17 protein-coding genes are annotated in these 24,436 nt (G+C 72.6%); 4 read left to right on the top strand and 13 right to left on the bottom strand.

All coding sequences use genetic code 11. The features are described 5' to 3' along the window. Positions 1–253 precede the first annotated feature (253 nt). Together ACQUQD_RS24670 and ACQUQD_RS24665 are read right to left on the bottom strand one after the other, a co-directional pair. On the bottom strand, positions 254–766 hold the full coding sequence (locus ACQUQD_RS24670; RefSeq protein ID WP_428954302.1) for a DoxX family protein: 513 nt from the start codon (positions 764–766) through the stop codon (positions 254–256). Between the two features lie 93 nt (positions 767–859). After that, positions 860–2,131 carry a hypothetical protein gene (locus ACQUQD_RS24665; RefSeq protein WP_428954301.1) on the bottom strand — a complete coding sequence of 424 codons (1,272 nt, stop codon included), beginning with the start codon at positions 2,129–2,131 and terminating at the stop codon, positions 860–862. 166 nt (positions 2,132–2,297) lie between these two features. On the opposite strand from ACQUQD_RS24665, the gene ACQUQD_RS24660 reads away from it, so the two are divergent. Continuing rightward, the gene (locus tag ACQUQD_RS24660) at positions 2,298–3,161 is read left to right on the top strand and encodes a DUF4429 domain-containing protein (RefSeq protein WP_428954300.1); all 864 of its coding nucleotides are present in this window, start codon (positions 2,298–2,300) and stop codon (positions 3,159–3,161) included. Positions 3,162–3,185: 24 nt separating this feature from the next. Here the strand turns inward: ACQUQD_RS24660 and ACQUQD_RS24655 are convergent, their stop codons facing one another. Next, on the bottom strand, positions 3,186–3,977 hold the full coding sequence (locus ACQUQD_RS24655) for a class II aldolase/adducin family protein (protein ID WP_428954299.1): 792 nt from the start codon (positions 3,975–3,977) through the stop codon (positions 3,186–3,188). A gap of 118 nt (positions 3,978–4,095) precedes the next feature. Between ACQUQD_RS24655 and ACQUQD_RS24650 the strand changes: the two genes are divergently transcribed. Continuing rightward, positions 4,096–4,584 (top strand): pyridoxamine 5'-phosphate oxidase family protein, encoded by a 489-nt coding sequence (locus ACQUQD_RS24650; RefSeq protein WP_428954298.1) that lies wholly within the window; start codon positions 4,096–4,098, stop codon positions 4,582–4,584. A gap of 66 nt (positions 4,585–4,650) precedes the next feature. Here the strand turns inward: ACQUQD_RS24650 and guaA are convergent, their stop codons facing one another. Then, complete coding sequence (gene guaA / locus ACQUQD_RS24645; protein WP_428954297.1) at positions 4,651–6,231, bottom strand: glutamine-hydrolyzing GMP synthase; 1,581 nt, start codon at positions 6,229–6,231, stop codon at positions 4,651–4,653. A 330-nt stretch (positions 6,232–6,561) separates the two neighbouring features. On the opposite strand from guaA, the gene ACQUQD_RS24640 reads away from it, so the two are divergent. Then, positions 6,562–6,849, top strand: coding sequence for a chorismate mutase (locus ACQUQD_RS24640; RefSeq protein WP_428954296.1), 288 nt, complete (start codon positions 6,562–6,564; stop codon positions 6,847–6,849). A gap of 523 nt (positions 6,850–7,372) precedes the next feature. Here the strand turns inward: ACQUQD_RS24640 and ACQUQD_RS24635 are convergent. Continuing rightward, positions 7,373–8,080 (bottom strand): hypothetical protein, encoded by a 708-nt coding sequence (locus ACQUQD_RS24635; RefSeq protein ID WP_428954295.1) that lies wholly within the window; start codon positions 8,078–8,080, stop codon positions 7,373–7,375. A gap of 204 nt (positions 8,081–8,284) precedes the next feature. Here ACQUQD_RS24635 and ACQUQD_RS24630 point away from each other — a divergent pair, with 204 nt between their 5' ends. After that, complete coding sequence (locus ACQUQD_RS24630) at positions 8,285–9,352, top strand: LAETG motif-containing sortase-dependent surface protein (protein ID WP_428954294.1); 1,068 nt, start codon at positions 8,285–8,287, stop codon at positions 9,350–9,352. A 76-nt stretch (positions 9,353–9,428) separates the two neighbouring features. Here the strand turns inward: ACQUQD_RS24630 and ACQUQD_RS24625 are convergent, their stop codons facing one another. From ACQUQD_RS24625 to ACQUQD_RS24590, 8 genes are all read right to left on the bottom strand, one after another. Beyond that, on the bottom strand, positions 9,429–11,219 hold the full coding sequence (locus tag ACQUQD_RS24625) for a GMC oxidoreductase (RefSeq protein ID WP_428954293.1): 1,791 nt from the start codon (positions 11,217–11,219) through the stop codon (positions 9,429–9,431). A gap of 63 nt (positions 11,220–11,282) precedes the next feature. Continuing rightward, positions 11,283–12,917, bottom strand: a complete 1,635-nt coding sequence (locus ACQUQD_RS24620) for a succinic semialdehyde dehydrogenase (RefSeq protein WP_428954292.1) — start codon at positions 12,915–12,917, stop codon at positions 11,283–11,285. 121 nt (positions 12,918–13,038) lie between these two features. After that, entirely contained in the window at positions 13,039–14,724 is a 1,686-nt protein-coding gene (locus ACQUQD_RS24615) for a serine/threonine-protein kinase (protein ID WP_428954291.1), read from the bottom strand. A 1-nt stretch (position 14,725) separates the two neighbouring features. Further along, positions 14,726–16,390, bottom strand: a complete 1,665-nt coding sequence (locus ACQUQD_RS24610) for a serine/threonine-protein kinase (RefSeq protein WP_428954290.1) — start codon at positions 16,388–16,390, stop codon at positions 14,726–14,728. 80 nt (positions 16,391–16,470) lie between these two features. Then, positions 16,471–18,039 carry a serine/threonine-protein kinase gene (locus ACQUQD_RS24605; RefSeq protein WP_428954289.1) on the bottom strand — a complete coding sequence of 523 codons (1,569 nt, stop codon included), beginning with the start codon at positions 18,037–18,039 and terminating at the stop codon, positions 16,471–16,473. Positions 18,040–18,103: 64 nt separating this feature from the next. Further along, on the bottom strand, positions 18,104–19,675 hold the full coding sequence (locus ACQUQD_RS24600; RefSeq protein ID WP_428954288.1) for a protein kinase domain-containing protein: 1,572 nt from the start codon (positions 19,673–19,675) through the stop codon (positions 18,104–18,106). 124 nt (positions 19,676–19,799) lie between these two features. Next, positions 19,800–22,136: a protein kinase gene (locus ACQUQD_RS24595; protein WP_428954287.1), complete on the bottom strand. Its 2,337-nt coding sequence runs from the start codon at positions 22,134–22,136 to the stop codon at positions 19,800–19,802. Positions 22,137–22,291: 155 nt separating this feature from the next. Then, positions 22,292–24,328 carry a serine/threonine-protein kinase gene (locus ACQUQD_RS24590; RefSeq protein WP_428954286.1) on the bottom strand — a complete coding sequence of 679 codons (2,037 nt, stop codon included), beginning with the start codon at positions 24,326–24,328 and terminating at the stop codon, positions 22,292–22,294. Positions 24,329–24,436 lie beyond the last annotated feature (108 nt).

The raw sequence follows: 24,436 nt of genomic DNA, 5'->3' as shown, positions 1-24,436 counted from the left end.
CCGCGCCTCCCCCTACGAGACGCGCCCCTGAGATGGCGCACGCAGTGCGCATCTCAGGGGCGCGGGGAACTGCGCGAGAAGCCCCACCGAACCCGCACCCGCCAACGCACCACCAACCCGGCAGACGAAAAGGCACGAGGCCGCCGCAGGCAGGCCTCTCAGGGGCGCGGGGAACTGCGCGAGAAACCCCACCGAACCCGCACCCGCCAACGCACCATCAACGCGGCAGACGAGAAGGCACGACCGCCCCGGGTCAGTCCAGTTTCCGGCCCCGCCACCACGCGTCCACGGACCACACCGCCGCCCCGGCCAGAACCAACGGCAGCCACGCCATCAGGTAGGCCAGATCGTTGCCCAGGTAATACGGCTCGGTCGCCCAGCTCACCGTCAGCCACAGGCTCAGCGAGATCAGCGCACCCCCGACCGCCGCAATACGCGCCAGAAGCCCGAGCAGCGTCCCGATCCCGACCGCCAGCTCGCCGAAGGCAATCGCGTAGCCGAAGCCCGTCGGCGACTTCAGGGCGAGATCGACGAGCCCCGGGATCGCGGAGATGTCGCGCACCCCGCGCATCTGGTCCCCGATGGACCCGGCCCCGCTCGCCTTGAAGAACGCGCTGTCGGTGAGCTTGTCGAACGCCGCGTAGATGAAGGTGACACCGAGGAAGACACGCAGCGGGACGAGGGCGTAACGCTGCGCGGTCTCGCGCCAGCCCCCGCCTCCCCGGACGTAACTGGTGTGCAGATCCGATCTCATCCCGTGCGCCATAGCTGATCCGCCGCCTCTCGCGCCTGGTGCCCTTTACCCGACCATACGTACGAGACGGCGCCCCGGCTCAGTTCCGCGGCCGATCAGCCGGTTTCAGTCCATGACGTCGATGGCGCAGCTGTTCGTCTCGACGCCCGTCGCGGTGATCACCTGCACATCGACCCGGCCGGGCTCGACGTCCACCGGGACCGGCACCGTCAGCAGCGCGTCCGTGGGGTTGGTGAAGCCGCCGGGGACGGGCACGAGCGGCACATGGACGTGCACGGCGCCGATGCGCACGGCGACCCGGGCCAGCTGGTCGGCGGTGCCCGCGCCCGGCGGCACGAACCCGGCACCGCGGATCTCGATGTCGTCGCCGGTGCGGATCGGCGCGTCCAGGTCACCGGGCTCGCGGGCCCGCACGACGGAGAGGACGACCGGGCGGCCGCCCTCCGCGTACTTGCCGCACAGGTACGTCGCCGCCGACACCGCCACCAGGACGGCGAGGCCCCACGGCAGGTCGGGCAGCTGGTCGGGGCGGCGGGCGAGGCGGGCCGCGGCCCACACGAGCGCGGCCGCGCACACGGCGACGTACTGGATGTCGGTGAAACTGCCGCGCCCGGAGTCGTCGGTGAGCAGGTCGGCGGCGCGGGGGCGGGCGGCGCGCACCTTCTGCAGGCGCTGGGCGAGCACCCGCACCCCGATGACCCGGCGCACCAGCACCGCGACCGCGCACACCACGGCCAGCACGGTCAGCAGGCCCGCGCCACGGGCGAGTTCGAGCCCTTCGATGAGGTCGTCGCGGGCCGCCGGGCCGGACGCCGAGGCCAGCTCACCGGCCAGCACCAGTACCGAGTAGACCGCGAACAGCACCACGGAGCCCGCCACCGCGCGCGACGTCGACAGCCGGTTGTCCTCGCCGATCACCGGCGCGAGAACACCGCCGCGGGTCCGGTGCACGGACGCGGCGCCGCTCAGCAGCCCGCCGGCCACGACCGCGGCGACGAGACCCGCCGTGCGCGCGGCGCTCCAGCCCGCGCCGATCGCGGTGAGCGCCTGGACGAGCAGCAGCACCCCGACGCCGCCCCACACCACGTACAGGGTGCGCGGCCACAGCCCGGCGAGCCAGACGGCACCCTCCTCGCGGCCCCGGTCGGCGACCGCCCTGGCGGACTGGGTCAGTTCGTCGGAGATCCACTGCCGGGAGGCCCCGGCCGAGTGCGCGACAGCGGGCGGCAGACCGCCGCCGGACGCCAACTCGTCGCGCTTCGCGAGGAATTCGGCCACAGCCTTGCGGTGCCCCGCGCGCGCCCCGTGCGGGCAGTCGCCGCACGTGCACCCGCCCCCGTGCGTGCCCTGCCCCTGCCGCGCTTCCTGCACCGCCACCGCGACGCCCCCGCCCTCAGCCTCTGTCCCGCCCGTGAACTTCCTTGCGATGAAAGGGAATTGTGCCCCACACGGCGCATGCTCCGGCGCACGGGTCCGGCCCCGGAGAGTGAACGGCATTCGTCCGCATTGACCGGAGTGTTGACGACGCTGCGAGAATTTCCGTATGGCCGAGATCATCCAGCGTGACGGGACCTGGGCCTTCGACGGGACCACCGTCCGCATCACCCCAGGTCTGCACCGCACCGTGGCCCTGCTGCGGCAGACGTACGGCGAGATCAGCGTGCCGCTCACGGCCGTCTCCGGAGTCGCCTACGAGCCCGAGCGCAGGCGCGGCCGGCTCCGCCTCACCCTGCGCGAGGCCGCCGACCCGCTGCTCCAGGCCACCGGCGGCCGCCTCCCGGACCCCGCCGACCCCTACCGGCTCGCGGTCGACGCGGACCGCTCCGGGGTCGCCGAGTACATCGCCGAGGAGATCCGCCAGGCGCTGCTGCTCGAACAGCTCCCGGACGGACCCGCCGAGTCGTACCTCGTGTCGGGCCCCGCGGTCCCGGTCTCCGTCCGCTCCAGCGACGGCACCGTCTCCTTCGACGGCAGCCGGGTCCGGATCGACTGGAGCGACACCTCGGACCGGGTGAAGCGGGCGACGGGCCCGCGCGTCATCGCGCTCGGCGACCTCGACGGCGTCGACTGGGTCCCCAACTCCGGTTACGAGGACGGGGTGCTGCGCTTCGTCCTGAAGGGCTCGGCGTACGCGAAACTGCCGCCGGAGAAGGACCCGTACGCCCTCGACCTGTGGGGCAACGCCCGCAAGGACCTGCTCACGGCCCTCGTCGCGGCCGCCGTCACGGCCCGCCTGCCGCACCCCTCGACGCCGCCGGGCACCGCGGAGCGGTCGGCGACGCGCCACCCGGACCACGACGTCCTCCTGCGCCGCCTGCGGGAGCTGGGCGAGCTGCACCGGCAGGGCGTGCTCACGGACGACGAGTTCCTGATGACGAAAGGGGTCGTGCTGCGCGACTTCCGGTAGCGGGGAGCCGCGCCCGGCGAGCGGCTACGCCAGCAGATCCGGCTCGCTGCGCGTGATGTCCTGCCACAGGGACTGGTAGTTGATCCATGCCACGAGGTCCCCGCCCGTCCGGTCCCGCGTCGCGACGGCCTGCCGCCGGTCGATCAGGACGGGCCGCCCGGCCGCCCGCGCCGCGAGCTGCACCTGGCAGCACCGCTCCAGGGCGATGAACCACCAGGCCGCCGCGTCCACCGAGTCGCCGACGGTCAGTACACCGTGATTGCGCAGGACCAGCGCCTTGTACGCGCCCAGCGCGACGGCGATCCGCTTGCCCTCCCCCGCGTCGACGGAGACCCCCGTGTACTCGTCGAGCAGCGCGTGGTCCTCGTAGAAGGCGCAGGCCTCCTGGGTGATCGGCTCGATCAGCTCGCCGAGCGCGGACAGCGCGCGCCCGTACGTGGCATGGCAGTGCGCCACGGCGACCAGCTCGGGCCGGGCCCGGTGCACCTCGGCGTGCACCGTGAACGCGGCCTGGTTGACGTGATGGCGGCCCTCGACGACCTGCCCGTCCCCGTTGGCCAGCACGAGGTCCCCGACGGTGATGTGCCGGAAGGGCATCCCGAACGGGTTCACCCAGTAGCAGTCCTCGAACTCCGGGTCCCGGGCGGTGATGTGCCCCGACACCCCGTCCTCGTACCCGAGCCGCCCGAAGATGCGCAGGGCGCCCGCGAGCCGCTCCTTGCGGTGGCGCCGCTCGTCGGCCGGGTTCGTGTGCACCGGGGGCATCGCGAACTGCAGCTGGTCGGGAGGTATCGGGGCGGGGTTCTGCGTCGACATGCAGCGGAAGGTACCTCCGGGGCGGCGAAGGCGACAGAGGTCCGCTGTGAAGAGAATGCGGCGAAACGCCCGTGGATACCCGACAGGAGATGACGGGTATGGGCGCCACACTCGACGCATGACGTCGAACGTGACCTCCTGGGCAACCTTCACCGCCGCCGAGCCGGACCTCGCCAAGACCGTCGAGGAGCGCTTCGGCCGGCACACCCACCATGTCCTCGCGACCCTGCGCAAGGACGGCTCGCCCCGCACCTCCGGGCTCGAAGTGCGCTTCCTGGACGGCGAGTTCTGGCTCGGCATGATGCCGGGCTCGCTCAAGGCCCGCGACCTGCTGCGCGACCCGCGCTGCACGGTCCAGGCCAACCCGGGCGACGGCACGACGATGGACGGCGGCGACGTCCGGATCAGCGGCCGCGCCCGCCTCGTCGAGGACCCGGCGGACATCGCCCGGTACACCGGCCAGGTCCAGGTGCCGAACCCGGACGACTTCCACCTGTTCCGCGTCGAGCCCACCGAGGTCACCCGGACCTCGATCGAGGACGACACGTACCTCGTCGTGCAGGTGTGGAAGCCGGGCGAGGCCGTACGCACGATGAAGCGGACGTGACGGGCCCGGACGTGCGAAAGTGCCGCCCACCCGGAGGCGGACGGCACTCTCACCGGACTGTGGGGACTACTCCCACTCGATGGTGCCCGGCGGCTTCGACGTCACGTCGAGCACGACGCGGTTGACGTCCGCCACCTCGTTCGTGATCCGCGTCGAGATCTTCGCGAGCACCTCGTACGGCATCCGCGTCCAGTCCGCCGTCATGGCGTCCTCGGACGAGACCGGGCGCAGCACGATCGGGTGGCCGTAGGTGCGGCCGTCGCCCTGGACGCCGACCGAGCGGACGTCCGCGAGCAGGACCACCGGGCACTGCCAGATCTCACGGTCCAGGCCGGCCGCGGTCAGCTCCTCGCGGGCGATGGCGTCGGCCTCGCGCAGCAGGTCCAGGCGCTCCTTGGTGACCTCGCCGACGATCCGGATACCGAGGCCCGGGCCGGGGAACGGCTGGCGCTGGACGATCTCGTCCGGCAGGCCCAGCTCGGCGCCGACCATGCGGACCTCGTCCTTGAACAGCTTGCGCAGCGGCTCGACGAGCTGGAACTCGATGTCGTCGGGGAGCCCGCCGACGTTGTGGTGCGACTTGATGTTCGCGGTGCCGGTGCCGCCGCCGGACTCGACGACGTCCGGGTAGAGCGTGCCCTGCACGAGGAAGGCGACCTCGGGGCCGTTCTCCTGGAGGATCTCCAGCTGGGCCTGCTCGAAGACGCGGATGAACTCACGGCCGATGATCTTGCGCTTGGTCTCCGGGTCGGAGACCCCGGCCAGGGCGGTCAGGAACCGCTCGCTGGCGTCGACGACCTTCAGGTTCGCGCCGGTAGCGGCGACGAAGTCCTTCTCGACCTGCTCGGTCTCGCCCTTGCGCATCAGGCCGTGGTCGACGTACACGCAGGTCAGCTGCGAACCGATGGCCTTCTGGACCAGGGCCGCGGCCACCGCCGAGTCGACGCCGCCGGACAGACCGCAGATGGCGCGCTTGTCGCCGACCTGCTCGCGGATCGCGGCGACCTGCTCCTCGATCACGTTGCCGGTCGTCCAGTCGGGCTTGAGGCCCGCGCCGCGGTACAGGAAGTGCTCCAGCACCTGCTGGCCGTGCGTGGAGTGCATCACCTCGGGGTGGTACTGGACCCCGTACAGCTTCTTCTCGTCGTTCTCGAAGGCGGCGACCGGGACGACCTCGGTGGACGCGGTCACGGTGAAGCCCTCGGGGGCGGCGGAGCAGGCGTCGCCGTGCGACATCCACACCGGCTGCTCGGCCGGGGTGCCCTCGAAGAGGGTCGAGTCGGCCTTGGAGACGGCGAGCGGGGTGCGGCCGTACTCGCGGGCGCCGGTGTTGTCGACGGTGCCGCCGAGGGCCGTCGCCATCAGCTGGAAGCCGTAGCACATACCGAAGACGGGGACACCCGCCTCGAAGATCGCGCGGTCCAGGCGCGGGGCGCCCTCCGCGTAGACCGACGAGGGGCCGCCGGAGAGGATGATCGCCGCCGGGTTCTTGGCGAGCATCTCCTCGACCGGCATGGTCGACGGGACGATCTCGCTGTAGACCCGGGCCTCACGGACTCGGCGGGCGATGAGCTGGGCGTACTGCGCACCGAAGTCGACGACCAGGACGGTGTCGGGGGCGGCGGCAGCGGAAGTCGCTGATGACACGGGTTGCCTTCCGGCGGCTTAGCAGGGGGTCGTACCGGTGATTCTACCGGCTCGGCCGGGCCGCCCTTCAGGCCACGGGGCTCGACCCCGGACCCCGCTCCTCGATCGCCAAGGGGGCGTGAAGGTGCCGCGCTATACTCGGGGCCATGTTCTCGCAGACGACCTTCGTCTTTACCTATGGCAGCCGGCCCGCCGGATGCCATGGTGGTGCTGCTTGAGCTACTGACAAGCGACTTCCCAGGCGCCCCGGGCCGACAAGGCCCGGGGCGTCTGGCGTTTCCGGGTCCTGCCGATCCGGGGCTCCCGACACCGACCGTGAGGAGCCCCACCATGACCGCCACCACCACCGAGCAGACCGGCGCCCGCACCCCCGAGGCCGCCGACGTGATCACCGGCGCCCGCGAGCGCATCGACGCCCTCGACGACCGGATCATCGGCCTCGTCCAGGAACGCATGGCCGTCTCCGCCGTCGTGCAGGAGGCACGCATCGCCTCCGGCGGGCGGCGCGTGAACCTCTCCCGCGAGATGGAGGTGCTCGGCCACTACAGCGACGCCCTCGGCAAGCCCGGCACCTCGCTCGCGATGACGCTGCTCGAACTGTGCCGGGGCCGGATCTGACCCCGCCCGACCGACGCCGTATCCGAGTTCGAATCCGCACTCACCCGTACGGCGCGTGACCGGTCGGCGCGGGCTTCGTTGGTCCCGGTGTCCGTGCCAGCCAGGGGCGGGCCGAACAAAACCACGCGTGGCTTCGCTGGAGCGATGAGACGTCACGGTCACGCCGTACGTCGTGGGACCTCGCTTCAGTGCAGTGACCGGACGGCAGGGGACAGCAGCCCGGTCACCCAAGAGAACGGTCGGTCCCGGGGACGCCCGGGGCCGGCCGGCCTCCCGGCTTCCTCCCTCCCCGGCATCGAGCACGATGCGCAGGAAACCCCACACCTGCGCGTCACGTCCCCTGCTCACCCAGTGAACCGACCACCACGGCCGCACAAGAGCCAGCGGCGCTACCCCCCGGCGCCGCTCCGCGGCACCGACGCTGCCCTGACGTCGGAGCCGACACCGAAGGGCCCCGCAGATCCGTCCTGCGGGGCCCTTCGCCCATGCCGCTGCCCATACGGCAGATCGTCCTGATGTCTCGTCAGGATGCTTTGTTCGCGGTCGACTTCTCCAGCTTGGCCAGCTGCGCCCGGATGATCTCTCCCGGGACCTCGGCCTGCTTCGCGTCCAGGATGTTCATGGCGTAGAAGGAGGCGACGGTGGAGCCGGTGCGCACGACCGTGTACGTCATCGGGATCGTCTCGCCGTCGATCTTTCCGGTCATCTCGTACGAGACGGCCTCGTCGCCCAGGTCGGGCGCCTTGCGGGGCTTGACGCCGCTGTACTTGTAGCCCGTGTGCTCGTACGCCTCGCACTTCTCGCTCGCCGTGCGCAGCCCCGCGAGCACCTTCTTGGCGTCCGCCTCCTCGTGCGCGAGCAGGCCCAGCTGGATCACCGTGGTGTCCGTCTCGGTGAGGCTGGTCACCGACCGGGCCACGATGGCGGCGGCGTCCGGCTCGGTGCCGAGCAGGAACAGATCGGCGATCGGCTGGCAGGCGGCCGGCTTCGCGGGCACGCTCACCTCGGCGATGTCGCCCTTGCCCAGGGCGCCGACGCGGTAGCCCTTCACATCCGCCTCGGTGATCACGGCCTGCTTCAACTGTGCCTCACTGAGCGGCTTCAGCGCGGCCTTCGCGGCGGGCCTGTCCGCGCTCTTGGCGTCGTCCGCTCCCGAACCGCACGCCGCCGTGGCCGCGAGTGCCGCCGTCGCACAGACACCGGCCAGCACGCGCCCCAGACCTGACTTCATGTTCGTTCCCCACCCCATGTGTACGCGGGCGCGTCCGCCCATCCGGTCGCACCGAGCCGCAATCAAAGCCCGGACCTGCGGTGTTTGCCAGCCCTTTAAGCCCGCCGCGCGTAACGATCAGGGATCGGCACACCGGCTGGTGATCCACTTCACATAAAGATCCTGTGAGAACCCGGACAACCATTACCGGCCATCACGGGTCACATGTGCAGAACCGACGGCCACACCCGCGACCGCCACCGCGGCGGCCTCCACTCCGCACCGATCGAGGTCCTGATGAAGCTTCGCCGCGCACTGGTGACGGCGGCCGCGACGGCCGCCATTGCCCCGATCGCGCTCCTGTCCGCGCCGGCCGCGTTCGCGGACGAGACGCCGAGCACCACCCCCGGAGCCGTGGAGACGACCCCGTCGTCCACCGAGGCCACGCCGGGCGAGACGCCCCCGACGACCACGCCGGCCCCGGCCGAGACCGAGACCGTCCCGGCGCCCGAGACCTCCTCGCCGTCGACCGACACGACCACGACGCCGCCGGCCGTCACGACCACGCCGCCGAGCGAGACGACCGAGCCGGGCGACGAGCCGGGCGACGACGAGTGCACCGACTACGAGGACAGCCCCGGCACCCTCGCCGAGCTGCGCGGTCTGCCGTCGAAGGTCGTGGCCGGCTCGGGCTGGCACGGCTTCACGTTCCGCGTCTCGAACTACACCGGCAAGGCCTTCGAGTCGGTCTCCGCGGAGCTGTACGCCTTCGCGTACGCCTACGACGAGGACACCACGGAGATCACCCGCTTCGTGCACGTCCAGTGGTTCGACGGGTCCGCCTGGAAGGACATCGACACCAGCATCGAGAGCGAGGACTACCTGCCGTTCGCCGACGCGGGCGCCCTCGCGCCGGGCGAGCACGCCGACATCAAGCTGCGCCTCAAGGTGGACGCCAAGGCCCCCACCGGGATCGGCGGCTCGATGGCCTTCGCCACCAGCGTGGACGCGGACGGCGTCTGCGGCTTCAGCGTCCCCGAGGACCAGGAGTACCGCTTCGAGATCCTGGCCGCGGACAGCGAGCCGGGCAAGGTCCCGCCGGCCAAGCCCGAGCCGAAGCCCAGCAACACCCCGGCCCCGCAGTCCAGCAGCACCCCGCTCGCCGGCTCGCTCGCCTCGACCGGTGCCGACTCGATGCTGCCGACCGTCGGCCTCGTCGGCGGTGTCGCCGTCCTCGCCGGTGCCGGTGTCGTCTACTCCGTGCGTCGCCGCTCGGTGAGCGACGAGGCGTAAGCGCCCCGCACGTCTCGCGAGAAGGACCCGCACTCGGAGGGGGGTGCGGGTCCTTTCGCGTGCAACTGCCGTACGGCTACTGCTCCTTGGGCGGCACCGCCGGTATGCCCAGGAACGGCAGCTTCAGCGCGCCGAACGCCTCCGCCGGGACCGCCGGGCTCTTCGGCTCGACGGGCGCGAGCCGCGTGTACACCGTGCCGATCTCCGGACGCGGGTCCTCCTCGCCCTTGTTCGGCCAGTACGACATCGCGCGCTCGGCCTGCGCCGTGATCGTCAGCGACGGGTTCACGCCCAGGTTCGCGGAGACCGCGGCGCCGTCGACGACGGAGATGCCCGGGTGGCCGTAGACCCGGTGGTACGGGTCGATCACACCGGTCTCGGCGCTGTCGCCGATGGGGCAGCCGCCGAGGAAGTGCGCGGTCAGCGGGGTGCCCATCAGCTCGCCGACGTTCGACCCCGCGAAGCCGTTGATCTCGGCGGCGATCGCGGACGCGCCGCGCGAGGCCGCCTCGATCTGCTTGGGGTTGGGGGCGCCGTGCCCCTGCTCGGCGGTGAGCAGCCCCTTGCCGACACCGTCCGGCTTCAGGTACGTGGTCAGCGAGTTGTCCAGGGACTGCATGACCAGGCCGATGATGGTCCGCTCCGACCAGCGGCGGTTGGACAGCGAGCGGGCCAGCAGCGTCGGGTGCTTGGCCACGTTCGCCAGCCACCCGGCGACCCTGGACGAGCCCTCCGCGTACGGCACTTGGAGGATGGACATGCCGCCCATCGCGTTCGAGCCCTTGCCGTAGCGGACCGGCTCGATGTGCGTGTCCGCGTCCGGGTGGATCGACGAGGTGATCGCGACACCCTTGGTGAAGTCGGCCTTCGCGGTGCCGTGCCGCTTGCGGTAGCGCCGGTCGGTCGTCTGCGCACCCACCAGAGCCTCGGAGTTGGTGCGGGTCAGCTCCCCCAGCCGCTTGGACAGATACGGGAGTTGGCCACTGGCCTTCATCCGGTGCAGCAGCGTCTGCGTGCCGTACGTGCCCGCCGCGACGACGACCTTGCCGGCCGTGAAGACGCGCCCGGCCGACTTCTTCTTGTCGGTGGGCAGCGTCGAGACCGCGTACCCGCCCTGCGAGTCGTCGGTCACGGAGACCACGGTCGTCATCGGGTGGACGACCGCGCCCGCCTTCTCGGCGAGGTACAGATAGTTCTCGTTGAGGGTGTTCTTCGCGCCGTGCCGGCAGCCCGTCATGCACTCGCCGCACTCGGTGCACGCCTTGCGCGCCGGGCCCGCGCCCCCGAAGTACGGGTCCTCGACCTGCTGTCCCGGCCGGGCCCTGGTGGTCCCGTCGGCGTCGTCACCGTCGCCGAAGAAGACGCCGACCGGCGCCATGTGGAAGGTGTCGCCGATGCCCATGGACTGGGCGGCCGCCTTCAGATGGACGTCGGCCGGGGTCATCGTCGGGTTGAGCCGCACGCCCAGCATGCGCCGCGCCTGGTCGTAGTACGGCTTCAGCTCCTCCTCCCAGTCCGTGATGTCCTTCCACTGCGGGTCCTCGAAGAAGGGCTTCGGCGGTACGTAGAGGGTGTTGGCGTAGTTCAGCGAGCCGCCGCCGACCCCGGCACCGGCCAGGACCATGACGTTGCCCAGCAGGTGGATGCGCTGGATCCCGTACATGCCGAGCCGGGGCGCCCACAGATAGTTCTTCACGTCCCAGGAGTTCTTGGGCAGCGTGCCCGGCGCGAACCGGCGGCCCGCCTCCAGGACGCCGACCCGGTAGCCCTTCTCGGTCAGGCGCAGAGCGGTGACGCTGCCGCCGAACCCGGAGCCGATGACCAGGACGTCGTAGTCGTACGCGGGGCCGTCTTCGCCCATCGCCATTGATGGTTCTCCCTGTGTGCGTGTGCGGGCTGTGGGTGGCTGGTCGCGCGGTTCCCCGCGCTCCTAGCGCAGCCGGAACTTCTTCATCACGCTCAGGCTGGTGGACATGAACTTCGCGTACTTCTCGTCGTCCATCCCGAACGACGGCGCCATCGGCATCACCCGCTGGTGCGCCACCGTCTGCGCCTCGGTGTACTTGAGGATGCCCTCGGAGCCGTGGCGGCGGCCGAGCCCGGACTCCTTCATGCCGCCCATGGGCGCCTGCACGCTGCCGTACGCGGGCGCGTAGCCCTCGTTGATGTTCACGGTGCCGGTGCGCAGCCGGGCCGCGACCTCGTGGCCGCGCTTGGCGTCCTTCGTCCACACCGACGAATTGAGTCCGTACGGCGTCGAGTTGGCCAGCGCGATGACCTCGTCCTCGTCGCTGAAGCGGTAGATGGACACGACCGGGCCGAAGGTCTCCTCGGTGCAGACCGCCATCGGCGCCTCCACCCCGTCCAGGATGGTCGGCTCGAAGAAGTACGGGCCGATGTCGGGGCGCGCGACACCACCGGCGACGAGCGTGGCGCCCTTCGCGACGGCCTCCTCGACGTGCCGGGACACGGTCGTCAGCTGCCGCTCGCCCACGAGCGAGCCCATGTCGGCGCCGTACGCGAGGGACTTGCCGAGCCGCATCGCCTTGGTGCGGGCGGCGAACCGCGCCACGAAGGCGTCGGCGACCGACTCGTGGACGTACAACCGCTCGATGGAGATGCACAGTTGGCCCGCCGAGGAGAAGCAGGCCCGCACCGCGCCGGCCGCCGCCTTCTCCACGTCGGCGTCCTTGAGCACCAGCATGGCGTTCTTGCCGCCGAGTTCGAGGGACACGCCGACCAGGCGGGCGGCGGCGCCCTGCGCGACCTCGCGGCCCGTACGGGTGGAGCCGGTGAACGAGACGTAGTCGGCGTGCTTGACCAACTCGGGCCCCACGACCGGGCCTTCGCCGAGGACGACCTGGAAGACCTCGGCGGGCAGCCCCGCCTCGATGAGCAGGTCCCGCGCCCACAGGGCGGTCAGGCACGTCTCCGTGTCGGGCTTCATGACGACGGCGTTGCCCGCGACGAAGGCGGGGAGCGCGTCGCCGACGGACAGCTCCAGCGGGTAGTTCCAGGGCGCGATCTGGCCGACGACGCCGCGCGGCTGGCGCAGCTCGGTCACCTTGGTGAGCGTCGGGACGGCGCCGGTGTGCCGCTTGGGCTTCAGGTACGCGGGGGCCTTGCGGCCGTAGTGCCGGGCCGCGACGGCGACGGCCTGCACCTCCTCGTGGGCGTGCAGGCGGGCCTTGCCGGTCTCCAGCTGGATCAGGTCGAGCACCTCGGCCTGCCGGGCGAGGACCAGGTCGTGGAAGCGCAGCAGCACGGCGGCCCGCTGCCGCGCCGGCGTCTTCGCCCAGACCTCCTGGGCGGCGCGGGCCCGCTCGAAGGCGCTCGCCACGTCCTCGGGCGTCGACTCCGGCAGGTCGGCCAGCTTCTCACCGGTGAAGGGCGTGTGGTTCGCCGTCCGCCCCGAACCGACCACGCCCCGGGTGAGCTGGGCGACCAGCTCGGGCGTGACCACGTCGGAAGCCGTGCGCGCGCCCTCGGGGGCGGCGGCCTGCGGATTCGTACCGGTCTTCGCTGCGGTCTCTGCGTTCTCGGGGGTGGCCTGCGACTCCGTCATGTGGGGGAGGGTATGCCGAAGCCGACGCTTTCGGTACCCATCAGTAATCGGCTTTCACCGAGTACACACACTGCGCCAGTGATCGCTGGCAGCAAAGCCGCTGATCAGCGGCTTTGTCGGCCTACCCGCTGCTCTCCTCGCCGCCGGAGAAGTCTTTGCCGAGTTCGATCCGATCCCGCGCCTGCTTGAACAGCGTGGTGCCCTGCTTCTCGTGCGCCTTCACGCCCTTCGGCATGCTCACGGCCAGGTCGTAGCGGGCGTGCTCGTCGACGACGTACAGGTGCATCTCCCGCTCGACATAGCTCCCGTCCGCGTTCGTGAACGTGACGTCGAGCTGGGCGGCGTCCTTGCCGTGGAAGCTGGTCCTGGTGACCGTCCGGTGGATGTCGCTGTAGCCCTTGTCGTCGTAGGAGTCGCCGACGCCGGTCGCCCAGGCGAGCGCCGTCGAGCCGCCCGCGGTGACGGCCCAGCGCTTCAGGCTCAGCGTCACGTCGCTCTTGGGGTCGGTGTACTGGACGCCGTCGTCGGACGGGTCGTGGTAGACGTCGGTGAGTTCGTCCGGGACGGAGATCAGGGCGCGGAGCCCGGACTCCTTGCGGACGGTCCAGCCCTCGTCCGACGCGGACGGGGAGACGGGCCGGGTGGGCGTCGCCCCGCCGCTCCAGGTCTCGCTCCCGCCCTTGCCCTCGCCGTGCGGGACGCTCGGGTCACCGCCCGCCCCCTCGCTCAGCGACGTACCGAGCCAGACCCCGCCGCCGACCATCAGCGCCCCGACGACCGCGGCGATCACCAGGGCGGGGCCGCGCCGCGCGCCGCGCCGCTTCGCCCCCGACTCCGCGCCGCCCTCGGGTTCCGCGACGGTCCCGGTCCCCGGACGCCCGGTGAGCCGCACCGTGCCCACGTCGTCGCCCAGCTCCCGCAGCCCGGCGGGGTCCTGCGCGGGCACGTCGCCGAACGGTTCGGGCAGCGGCCGCCCGGACACCGCGGCGTCGAGCCCCGCCTCGGCCACCGCCGCGTCCGGCCGCCCCGCCGGGTCCTTGACCAGCAGCCGGTCGATCAACGGCCGCAGCGCGCCCGCCCGTTCGGGCACGGGCGGATCGGCGGAGAGGATCGCGGCGAGCGTGGACTCCAGCGTCGTACGGCGGAACGGCGACCAGCCCTCCACGGCCGCGTACAGCAGAACCCCCAGCGACCACAGGTCACTTGCCGGTCCGGCGCCGTCGCCCGACATCCGCTCGGGCGCGATGCACTCCAGCGAGCCGACGAACTCGCCGCTGACCGTGAGCGACTCCTCGCCCTGGATGTGCGCGATGCCGAAGTCGGTGAGCACGACCCGGCCGTGCGGGCCGAGCAGCACGTTCGCCGGTTTCACGTCGCGGTGCACGATGCCCTTGGCGTGCGCGGCCCGCAGCGCGCCGAGGACGGCGAGCCCGATGCGGGCCGCTTCCTGCGGGGCCAGCGGGCCGCGCTTGAGCACCTCGTGCAGCGACTCGCCCCGCACCAGCTCCATGACGATCCACGGCAGTTGGTCCTCCAGGACCACGTCGTGAATGGCGACCGCGGACGGGTGCTCGACCCGCGCCGCGGCCCGTGCCTCCCGGTGCAGCCGCGCGTAGGCGCGCCGCTGGGACTCGCCGTGCGGGTCGCCGGGCAGCCGCGGCTGCTTCACCGCGACGTCCCGCCCGACGAGTTCGTCGACGGCACGCCACACGGTGCCCATGCCGCCGGCGCCGATCCGCTCGACGAGCCGGTACCGGCCGCCCACCAGACGGCCCGCTCCGGTGTCCGTTCCCCCGTGACCGCTCACTTCAGAGGTTCTCGATGTCCAGGTTGGCGACGGCGGTCTCCGCGACCTCGCGTCCGCGCTCGGTGAAGTCGCCCTTGGCCGGATAGTCGATCCAGAGCTGGTACATGTCGCCCTTCGAGGTCTTGAAGTAGAAGACCTTGGCCTCGCGCGGCTTGACGGCGTCGGAGTCCGAGTCGTCGACGTAGGTGATCGTGTTCTCGGCGGAGGCCTTGTCCCGGTACGTGGTCTCGGCGGTCCTGCTCGTCGGCTCCGGCTTGTCCGCCATGCCGGTGGCGTCGCCCTTGTTGATCTCCTCCGAGTCCTTGTTGGCCTGCGCGCTCGCCGAGCTGGCGATCTCGTTCAGCGAGTCCTCGGACTTCTTCTTGAGGTTGAGCGTGATGGAGACGGCGTAGCTCGGATCGGTGTACGAGACCCAGTGCCTGGTCCTGTCGATGCTGTTGTCCGCCTCGGCGCGGACGTACGACGCCGGCGTCCCGAACGAGGCGCCCAGCAGCTTCGCCTCATCCTGCTGCTTCCACCCGTCGGGCAGCGGCCCCGCGAACGGGTTCGCGATCACCAGGTACGCCGCGACCGCCGCGGCCACGACGCCCGCGCCGATCCCGGTCAACGCCTTGCGGCCGAGCCGGAACCCGCCCTGGCCGGAGCCGGTCCGCACGACCTGCGTGGGCGGCTGGACGGGCGGCTCGGCGGCGCGCTCCAGCAGGGCGCGGACCTGCGCGGCGTTCGGCCGGCGCGCCGGATCCTTCTGCAGCAGCCCGTTGATGGCGTCGGCCAGCGGGCCCTGCGCGGAGGCGGGCGCGGCCGGGGTCGCGTTCAGCACGGACTGGAGCGTCGCGGGGGTGTTGGTGCGGCGGAACGGCGAGACGCCCTCCGTCGCCGCGTACAGGACGACGCCCAGCGACCACAGGTCGGAGGCGGGGCCCGGCCGCTGCCCCAACACCCGCTCCGGCGCGATGAACTCGGGCGAACCGACGAAGCCGCCGGTGTCCGTCAGGTTCGTCTCGCCCTCGATCTGGGCGATGCCGAAGTCGGTGAGGACCACCCGGTCGTGCCGGCCGAGCATGACGTTGTCCGGCTTCACGTCGCGGTGCAGGATCCCGGCGGCATGCGCGGCCTCCAGGGCGCCGAGCACCTCGAGGCCGACGCGGGCGGCGTCCCGCACGCCGAGTGTGCCCTCCTGGAGCGCGGCGCCGAGCGAGCGGCCCTGTACGAACTCCATGACGATCCACGGCTGGCCGTCCTCGACGGCGACGTCATGGACGTTCACCACCGCCGGGTGGTCGAGCCGGGCCGCGGCCCGCGCCTCGCGCCGCATCCGCTCGAAGACGGTGGCCCGCTCCCGGTCCGGCAGATGGTCGGGCACCCGGGGTTCCTTGACGGCGACCTCACGGTCCACCGTCTCGTCCTTGGCCCGCCACACGGTGCCCATGCCGCCGTGCCCGAGCTTGCTCAGCAGCCGGTAGCGCCCGGCCACCAGCCGCCCGGCGCCCGGGTCCGACTGCGGCGGCACGGCCTGCGCGGGCTCCGGCCGGGGCTGCTGCTGCGGAGTGGTGCGGGCGTACGGGTTCCCCTCGTGCGGCACGTGCGCGGGCCCCGGCCGCGGCGGCTGCAGCCCGAAGCTGGTTGGTTCGTTCGGGCCGTAAGAGGCTCCCCCGTTGTCACTCATGGACCCATGACTACCGCGAGGCACGCCCCCGGTTCCACTCAGGTCACGGACTTGTGACCGCGCTGATGCCTCACCTGCCGTCATTCCGTCGCAGATGGGGCGAACGTGTCGACGGCGGCGTCGAAGTACGCGCGTGCCTGATCGATTCTGCCGACCGGCCCCGACACCCACACGTCGTACATCCGGCGGCCCTCCCGCCAGCACAGATCGAGGGTGTGCCGGGCGCCCTCGGCCGCGCTGAACCCGTTCCAGGTGAACTCCCACAGCGCGGCGTCGTGCCCGTCGTGCGAGGTGTCGGTGACCTTCCCGTCCCGGTAACCGGGGTTGGTGCGCGGCCCGTCGGCGGCCGCCCGCCGCTGCGCCGCGCCGGGCCCGCCGGCCGGCACCGCGGAGAGCTTGATCCCGATGCGGAAGGTCCTGCCCGGCGACGTGTAGAGCACCCGCGGCCCGTCGAGCGAGCGCGTGAACCCCTCCGGCACCGCGAGGCTGAACCCCTTCCGGTCCGCCACGGTCCGGTACCCGGGCGGCGCGGTGGGGGTGCGGGTCTCCTGCCGGGTGACGGTGACGGTCGGGGTGGGCGAAGGGGACGCCGTCGCGGTGCGGGACACACCGGGCGCCGAACTCGTCGGCCCCGAGGGAGCGTTGTCGTCCCGGTGGGCCAGGAGCAGCGCCACGGCGAGCGCGGCCCCGGCGAGCGCCGCGACGAGCGCCGCCGCCACGAGCAGCACCCGCGTGGAGATCCTTCGACCGCGCAAGCCCGGCACCTCGCGCCGGATCGGCGCGTACGGCATCCGCGACAGGGCGGGCCGCGGGGTCGTGCCCGTGGCGAGGTACGCGAGCAGCAGCCGCTCGGCCTCGTCGAGCCCCATCCGCCGGGCGGGCTCGCGCTCCAGCAGGCCCCGGATCACCGGGAGCAGCGGGGCGGCCTCGGCGGGCGGGCGCACCTCCTCGTACACGACGGCGTGCAGGATGCCGCCCAACGAGTCGCGGCGGAACGGGGATTCGCCGCTCAGCGCGGCACACAGCAGCGCCCCGAGCGACCACAGGTCGGCGCCCGCGCCGGCCCGGTCCCCCGCCATCCGCTCCGGCGCGGTGTACTCCGGCGATCCGACGAAGCCGCCGGTCTCGGTGAGCGTGGTGGCGCCCTCGACCTGCGCGATCCCGAAGTCGGTGAGCACGACGCGGCCGGTGCCCGGCTCCAGCAGGACGTTCGCGGGCTTGAGGTCGCGGTGCAGCACCCCGGCGGCGTGCGCCACCCGTAGCGCGGCGAGCAGCGCGAGCCCGATCCGCGCGGCCTCGACGGCGTCGACGGGCCCGTCCCGGGCCGTCCGGTCGGCGAGCGAGCCGCCGCCGATCAACTCCATGACGATGCAGGGGTGTTCGTCGTGCAGCACCACGTCGTGCACGACGATGATGTTCGGGTGCCGCAGCCGGGCGACGGCCCGCGCCTCGCGCAGCATCCGCTCGCGCTGCTGGCGCGCCTCGTCCTCGGAGAGCGTCTCGTCGACCCCGAGTTCCTTGACAGCGACCTGTCGCGCGAGCAATGTGTCGGAGGCCCGCCAGACGACCCCCATGCCGCCCCGCCCGATCCTGGCCTCCAGCCGGTAACGGCCGCCGACCACCCGGACGTTGCCCCCCTCGGTCCCCATGCGCCCCATCATGCCGCACGGTTGCGGGCGGTAGTCCTCCGGTTCCGGTCAGCTCTTTCAGGCCTTAAGCGGGCTGCCAGCCCCGCAGAATCGCGTCGAACTGTTCCCGCGCGCCGTCCCAGTCCGCGGCCGGCACGGACAGATAGATCGCGTACTCCCTCCCGTCGGCGGCCCGGTAGGTCTGCTCGATGGCGTGCCGCGGACCGGACGTCGCGTCCTGCGTCCCGGCGGTCCAGGTGAACTCCCACAGCGACCCCGGCCGGCCCCGGAACATGTTCGACTGCAACGCCACCCGCTTGTAGTGCGGCAGCTTGGGCTGCAGCCCCTGCTCCAGCTCCAGCTGGTGCTGGTAGGAGTCCGGCCACTCGGAGCCCTGGTCGATGGCGATGCGGACGAACCGCTGGCCGCCGTCGGGCGTGTAGTCGATCTGCGAGCCGTCCTGCTGCCGCTTCCATCCGGGCGGCAGCTTCAGGCTGAAGCCCTCGACGTCGTCGTACGGCACCCAGTTGTCGGGAATGGCGCCGGACTTACCCCCGGACCCGGACCCCTGCTGGCCCCCGGTGTTCTGCTGTGCCGAGTCGCCGCTGCCGGCGTCCCGGTGGTCGACGTAGTACATCGCCCCGGCCGCGCCGCCGCCCCCGACGAGCAGGGCCGCGACCACGACACCCAGCACCCGGGGCCAGCGCCGCCGGGGCCCCAGGACGACCGGCGGCTGCGCGGGCGGCGCCACCGACGTGGCCGTCTCCGGGCGCGGGGCCGGCGGGGGCGTCGGCGTCGGTACGTGGACCTGGGTCGGCACATACGCCTGCGCCGCGCTGGACCGCCGGCCCTCCGCGGCCTCGGCGAGCATCATCTCGGCCTCGTCGGCGCTGGGCCGGGTGGCCGGGTCCTTGCGCAGCAGCGCGCTGATGACCGGCCCCATCGCCCCGGCGTGCTCCAGGGGTTCGGGCTCGTCCTCGACGACCGCCTGCATGGTGCTCAGCGGCGAGGTGCGCCGGAACGGCGAGATCCCCTCGATGGCCGTGTACAGGGTGGCGCCGAGCGCCCACAGGTCGGAGGCGGGCCCGGGCTCGGAGCCGCTGACCCGCTCCGGGGCGAGGTAGTCGACGGACCCGACGATCTCGCCGGTCCGCGTGATGGTCGAGTCGCCCTCCAGCTGCGCGATGCCGAAGTCGGTCAGCTTGACCTGCCCGTTGCGGGCGAGCAGGACGTTGCCCGGCTTCACGTCGCGGTGCAGCACCCCGGCGTTGTGCGCGGCGCGCAGCGCCCGCAGCGTCCACAGGCCGATGCGGGCGGCCTCGGCGGGCACGATACGGCCGTGCTCCTTGACGGCGTCGGCCAGCGAGGGCCCCTCGACCAGCTCCATGACGATCCACGGCCGGTCGTCGTGCTCCAGCACGTCGTGCACGGTCACGCACGCGGGGTGATTGATCCGCGCGGCGGCCCGCGCCTCCGTCTGCGTTCGGGCGAGCAGCACCGCACGATCGGCTTCGGCGACCCACTGAGCGGCCGTCAACTCCTTCACCGCGACGGCCCGGTGCAGCACTTCGTCATGGGCGCGCCACACGCGGCCCATGCCGCCGCGTCCGATCGATTCACCGAGCCGGTAGCGGCCCGCGAGGAGCTGGCCCTGCATCTGATTCACGTTCCCCCGCAAAGGTCTTGACGGGGCCACACTAGGGAGCGGGCGACACTCAAGGAACAGGCGGGGTGCCATGGAAACAGCACTGTGACGCGCGTCGCGTCCGAAACCTCCCGGTTCAGCCGCCGTACTGGTAGGTGGACGACGCCTGTTCGTACAGCCGCGTCACCTCGTCGCGCTCCGCCTCCGGACCCCGGACCTGCACGACGTGGTACTTCCCGCCGACGACCATGGCCAGATTCCGCACGTACACCTCGCGCCCGTCGGAGCCCTGCCAGGTGAACTGCCCCTCGGCCATGGACCGCCCGCCGACGTCGATGGTCTTCATGCCGCTGGAGGTCGCCCAGGTCGAGTCGCGGAACGGCTGCAGCTCGCGCTCGTCCTCCCGCTGGTACTTCATGGGGTCACTGCCGTACGAGGACGTGGAGTCCCGCCCGGGGACGAGCAGCAGCTCGAACTTCCCGTGGGTGTAGAGGACCTGCCCCCGGCCGTTCTTCCCCTGCCGCTGCCAGCCCTTGGCGACGGCGACCTCGAAGCCCTCGGGGTCCTTGCGGAGGGTGAACCCTGCGGCAACATCGGACTGCGGCTGTGTGCTGGACGGGGTGGAACTGCTCTTGCCGTCCGGCGTCTTCGAGGCGTCCGGGGCCGACGGCCTGCCGTCGCCCTTCCCGTCCGCCGCGGACGGGGAGCGCTCGGGCGCCTCGCCCACCGAGTTGGCGTTCTCCTGCGCGCCCTCGCCGGGCTCGGCCTTCGGCATGAACACCATCGCGTACGCCACCGCGCCGACGAGCCCGACCAGGACCAGCACGACCAGCCACCGGCCCAGCGACCTGGGCCCGCGCTCGCGCCGCTCCCTCGGTGCCCGCTGCGGCCTGGACGCCCGCTGCGGCCTGGACGCCCGCTGCGGCTTCGGCGCCCGCTCGGCGCGGCCCCGCTTGTGCCTCGCGTGACCGGCGGCCGCGGCACGACGCCTGCGGACCAGCTCGCCGCGGCGGCGCACGACGGGCAGCCGGGCGGCGTCGAACGGGGGCGCGGGCACCACGTTCGCCCCGGCCTCCGGCTCGGGCGCGGAGCGCACCAACGACCGCAGCCAGCCGCGCAGTTCCTCGAAGTCGAGCCGCTCGGTGGGGTCCTGCCGCAGCAGCGACTCGACGACGGGCCGCAGCGGCCCGCACTCCTCGGCGAACGCGGGCGGCTCGGCGCACACCATCTGCACGAGCTCCGGCGTGGACTCCTCCGGGTAGGGCGCGTGCCCCTGCACGGCCCGGAAGAGCAGGGCCCCCAGGGCCCACAGATCGGTGGCGGGCCCCACCGGAGCGGCCAACTGCCAGCTCTCCTGCACGGGATAGGCCTGCTCGGGCGCCCACCGCTCGGTGACGGGCCCGACCACGGTCATCCGCACCTGCCGGGCCCGCTCGGCGGCGACCCCGCCCAATTGGCGGCCGTCCGCGGCGGCTGCGTCCCGGGATTCGGCTCCGGCCGGCGCCTCTCCAGCCCCTCCGGCGCTTTTGGGGCGGAGCTCCGAGTCCTCGGCGCCGGGGATCAGCTCGTTCCACCGGGTCGGCCGCACCCCGGTGTCCACGGCGGCCTCGACAGAGCGCCCGGGCCGGGGCGCGGCCCCGTGCCAGGACTCCCCCACCCCGTACGGATCATCGATACGTCCCCCGGCGGCGGCCGCCCGCGCTCCCGCCCGGTACGCGGCGATCGCCCCGGCCCGAGCGGCCCGGTAGTCCCCGGGGTCCGGTGCGGCGGCGGGCGCGGGCACCGGCGCGGACTGCGAGGGCGGCGGCGCCGCGGCCGGCTGCGGCGCGGCGCTCCCGGTGCCCGACCCGAACCCGTCCTCGTCCTCCGGCGACCGGGGCGGCCGGGGGTCGTACCCGCACAGGGCCTCCTCGGCGGCCCCGGCGGCCAGCCCGGTCAGCACGATCCGCCCGTCGTCGCAGACCAGCACGGTCCGGGCGGTGATGTTCCGGTGCACCCACCCGTGCGCGTGCAGCGCCCGGAGCGCGGTCAGCACGTCGGAGGCGACCTCGGCGGCCCGGTACGGGCTCAGCGGCGCCTCGGCCAGCACCGAGGCCAGCGGCCGCGCCCGGACGGCCTCGCTCACGACCCACAGCGACCCGCCCTCGGCGAACACGTCGAAGACCTGGTCGAGCCGGGGATGGTCGGGTATCTGCGCGGCGGCCTGGGCGGCCTCTATGGCCCGCGCCACGGCGGGCTCGGCGGACCCCCGGGCGGCGGCCGCCCCGGGCCGGAACCCCTCCGGCAGCCCGTCCGCGTCGAGCACCTCGGCCTCGACGGTCTCCGGCAGCGGCACCTGCCGGACGAGGACTTCCTGACCGCTGTAGGTGTCGAAGGCGCGGGTCTCGGCGGACTCGGCGGACTCGTACGCGTCAGAGGACGGAACGGGCAGCCGGTACCGGTCGGCGAGCACCCGTCCCGCGTACTCGTCCACGACGACACCCCCTGCTCCACCCGGCGGTCAAATCCGTTCGTTCTGTGCCCAGTTGTACGCACTGTCGCGTCACGACGCCTCCTGATACGGCTGCGTACGGTCCGCAAGCACTCACGATACGTGCCGAACGGCTCCGGAGTTGAGGACTTGGGTTTTCAACTCTTGGGCTTGAAGGACTCCGTGAACGTCTTCCAGGTCGCCTTGCGCTTCGCCCCGTCCCAGCCGGCGTCCTTCGCGGTGTACATCAGCGCATACCCCTGCGAGCCGTTCACCACGAACCCCCGGTCTATCGAGCGGTACTTGGTGCCCCCGTCGACATAGGTGAACTCCCAGTCGGCCGTGTTCCAGCCGCGGTAGTCCACCGCGGCTATGCGTATGCGGTCGTACTGGGAGCGGCGCATGTAGTTCTCCTGGCTGCGCCAGTCCGCGACCGGGTCGGACTTCGGCGTGCTGGTCCAGCCGACCAGCAGCTTCTGTCCGTCGGGGCCGGTGAAGCGCGCCCCGGCGGCGCTGGTGGAGCCGTACTTCCACCCCTTGGGGAGATCGATCGAGAAGCCCTGGGAGTGCTTGTACGGGGTGGCCGAGGTGTCGGCGCCGGAGCCGGAGTCGTCATTGCCGGGCGAGGCGCCCTGGCCGGGGTCGGACGAGCCGCCCTCGTTCTCGTCCGGCTCGTTCTCGTCGGGCTCGTTCTCGTCCGGCTCGTCCTCGCCGGACCCCTTGCCCTGCTCCTGCCCCTGGGCCTCTTCCCCGCCCTTGCCCGTGTCCTTGCCGCCGGACCCGGTGGACCCGGCGGACGAGGCCTTGTCGCCGCCGTTCTTGGCGCCGCCGCCGTTGCCGTCACCGCCGTTGAGGGAGACGGCCAGGACGACACCGATGACGACGAGCGCGACGACGGCCGCGATGATCGCGAGGGTGCGGCGCGGCACGACATCGGTGATCGACGCCTTGCCGGCCGGGGTGCGCGGCGGTCCCCCGGGCTGCGCCGGGATCCGGCCGGACGCCACCGGCGCCGAGGCGGAGGCGGCGGACCCGGCGGGCTTCTCCCGGGCGGCCGTGGCGGCGGCCGCCGCCTTGCGCACCGACTTGAGGGCGCCGCGCAGCTTCTCCGCGGCCTCCTCGCTCCGGGCGGCGACGGACGAACCGGCCTTGCCCGCGGGCTTGTCGAGGGGCGGCGCGGGCGGCAGCGGCACGACCTTGGTGGCCTCGACCGGCTCCGGCTCGGCGACCGCCTTGGGCGCGGGCGCGTGGATGACGTCGTTCAGCAGCGCCCGGGCGCCCGCGTCGTCGAGCCGCTGCGCGGGGTCCTTGGCGAGCAGTCCGTAGATGACCTGCTCCAGCGCCCCGGCGTTCTTGGGCGGATCGACCGGCTCGGTCATCACCGCGGTCAGCGTGGCGATCGCCGACCCCTTGTCGTACGGGGGCACGCCCTCGACGGCGGCGTACAGCAGACCGCCCAGCGACCACATGTCGGCGGCGGGACCGGGCTTGTGCCCGCGGGCGCGCTCGGGCGAGATGTAGGAGGGCGCGCCGACGAGCATGCCGGTGGAGGTGATCGAGGGGTCGCCCTCCACCTGGGCGATGCCGAAGTCGGTCAGCACGACCCGCCCGTCCTCGGCGATCAGCACGTTGGACGGCTTCACGTCGCGGTGCAGGATGCCTTCCCGGTGGGCCGAGCGCAGCACGTCGAGGACGGCGAGCCCGACCTCGGCGGCGCGCCGCGGTTCGAGGAGTCCGTCCTCGCGGATGGCCTCGGCGAGCGACTTGCCCTCGACGAGCTCCATGACGATCCACGGCCGGTCGTCCTCGTCGACGACGTCGAAGACGGTGACGGCGCCGTTGTTGCGGATCCGGGCGATCGCCTTCGCCTCACGCAGCGTGCGCGTGATGAGGCGTCGCTTCTCCTCCTCGTCGATGCTCGACGGGAAGCGCAGCTCCTTGACCGCGACCGTGCGTCCGAGGGTCTCGTCCTTGGCCCGCCACACGGTGCCCATGCCGCCGCGGCCGAGCACGTCGCCGAGGCGGTACCGCCCGGCGAGCAGCCGGCCGGTCGCATCCTGGCCGGAAGCGGACTTGCCACCGGTGGACGACGCCTCGTCCGGGCCGTCGTGAACGTCCTGTGCGTCCTGCAAGGACGAGTCCTGACGAGCGCTCTTGTCCTGACGGGCCTCGCCCGCCCGCTCCGACTCCGACATGCGTCCCCTCTGCAACCCGCCCTGACAGAGCCTTCATTGTCCCTCACGCGACGACCGCCCTACGCCCAGGGTCGGTCCTCCGGCACCCTTGCCGAGAACGTCCCGAAG

This window comes from Streptomyces sp. cg35 (assembly GCF_050410835.1).
Taxonomy (GTDB): Bacteria; Actinomycetota; Actinomycetes; order Streptomycetales; family Streptomycetaceae; genus Streptomyces.
The sequence above is the reverse complement of the archived record's forward strand: the minus strand, read 5'-3'. Positions and strand labels throughout refer to the sequence as shown.

Excerpts from the sequence above, each read along its gene's own strand:
- ACQUQD_RS24670 (WP_428954302.1), bottom strand. The coding sequence starts at position 766 with ATGGCGCACGGGATGAGATCGGATCTGCACACCAGTTACGTCCGGGGA.
- ACQUQD_RS24660 (WP_428954300.1), top strand. The coding sequence starts at position 2,298 with ATGGCCGAGATCATCCAGCGTGACGGGACCTGGGCCTTCGACGGGACC.
- ACQUQD_RS24655 (WP_428954299.1), bottom strand. The coding sequence starts at position 3,977 with ATGTCGACGCAGAACCCCGCCCCGATACCTCCCGACCAGCTGCAGTTC.
- ACQUQD_RS24650 (WP_428954298.1), top strand. The coding sequence starts at position 4,096 with ATGACGTCGAACGTGACCTCCTGGGCAACCTTCACCGCCGCCGAGCCG.
- ACQUQD_RS24640 (WP_428954296.1), top strand. The coding sequence starts at position 6,562 with ATGACCGCCACCACCACCGAGCAGACCGGCGCCCGCACCCCCGAGGCC.
- ACQUQD_RS24635 (WP_428954295.1), bottom strand. The coding sequence starts at position 8,080 with ATGAAGTCAGGTCTGGGGCGCGTGCTGGCCGGTGTCTGTGCGACGGCG.
- ACQUQD_RS24630 (WP_428954294.1), top strand. The coding sequence starts at position 8,285 with ATGTGCAGAACCGACGGCCACACCCGCGACCGCCACCGCGGCGGCCTC.
- ACQUQD_RS24625 (WP_428954293.1), bottom strand. The coding sequence starts at position 11,219 with ATGGCGATGGGCGAAGACGGCCCCGCGTACGACTACGACGTCCTGGTC.
- ACQUQD_RS24620 (WP_428954292.1), bottom strand. The coding sequence starts at position 12,917 with ATGACGGAGTCGCAGGCCACCCCCGAGAACGCAGAGACCGCAGCGAAG.
- ACQUQD_RS24610 (WP_428954290.1), bottom strand. The coding sequence starts at position 16,390 with ATGAGTGACAACGGGGGAGCCTCTTACGGCCCGAACGAACCAACCAGC.
- ACQUQD_RS24605 (WP_428954289.1), bottom strand. The coding sequence starts at position 18,039 with ATGGGGACCGAGGGGGGCAACGTCCGGGTGGTCGGCGGCCGTTACCGG.
- ACQUQD_RS24600 (WP_428954288.1), bottom strand. The coding sequence starts at position 19,675 with ATGCAGGGCCAGCTCCTCGCGGGCCGCTACCGGCTCGGTGAATCGATC.
- ACQUQD_RS24590 (WP_428954286.1), bottom strand. The coding sequence starts at position 24,328 with ATGTCGGAGTCGGAGCGGGCGGGCGAGGCCCGTCAGGACAAGAGCGCT.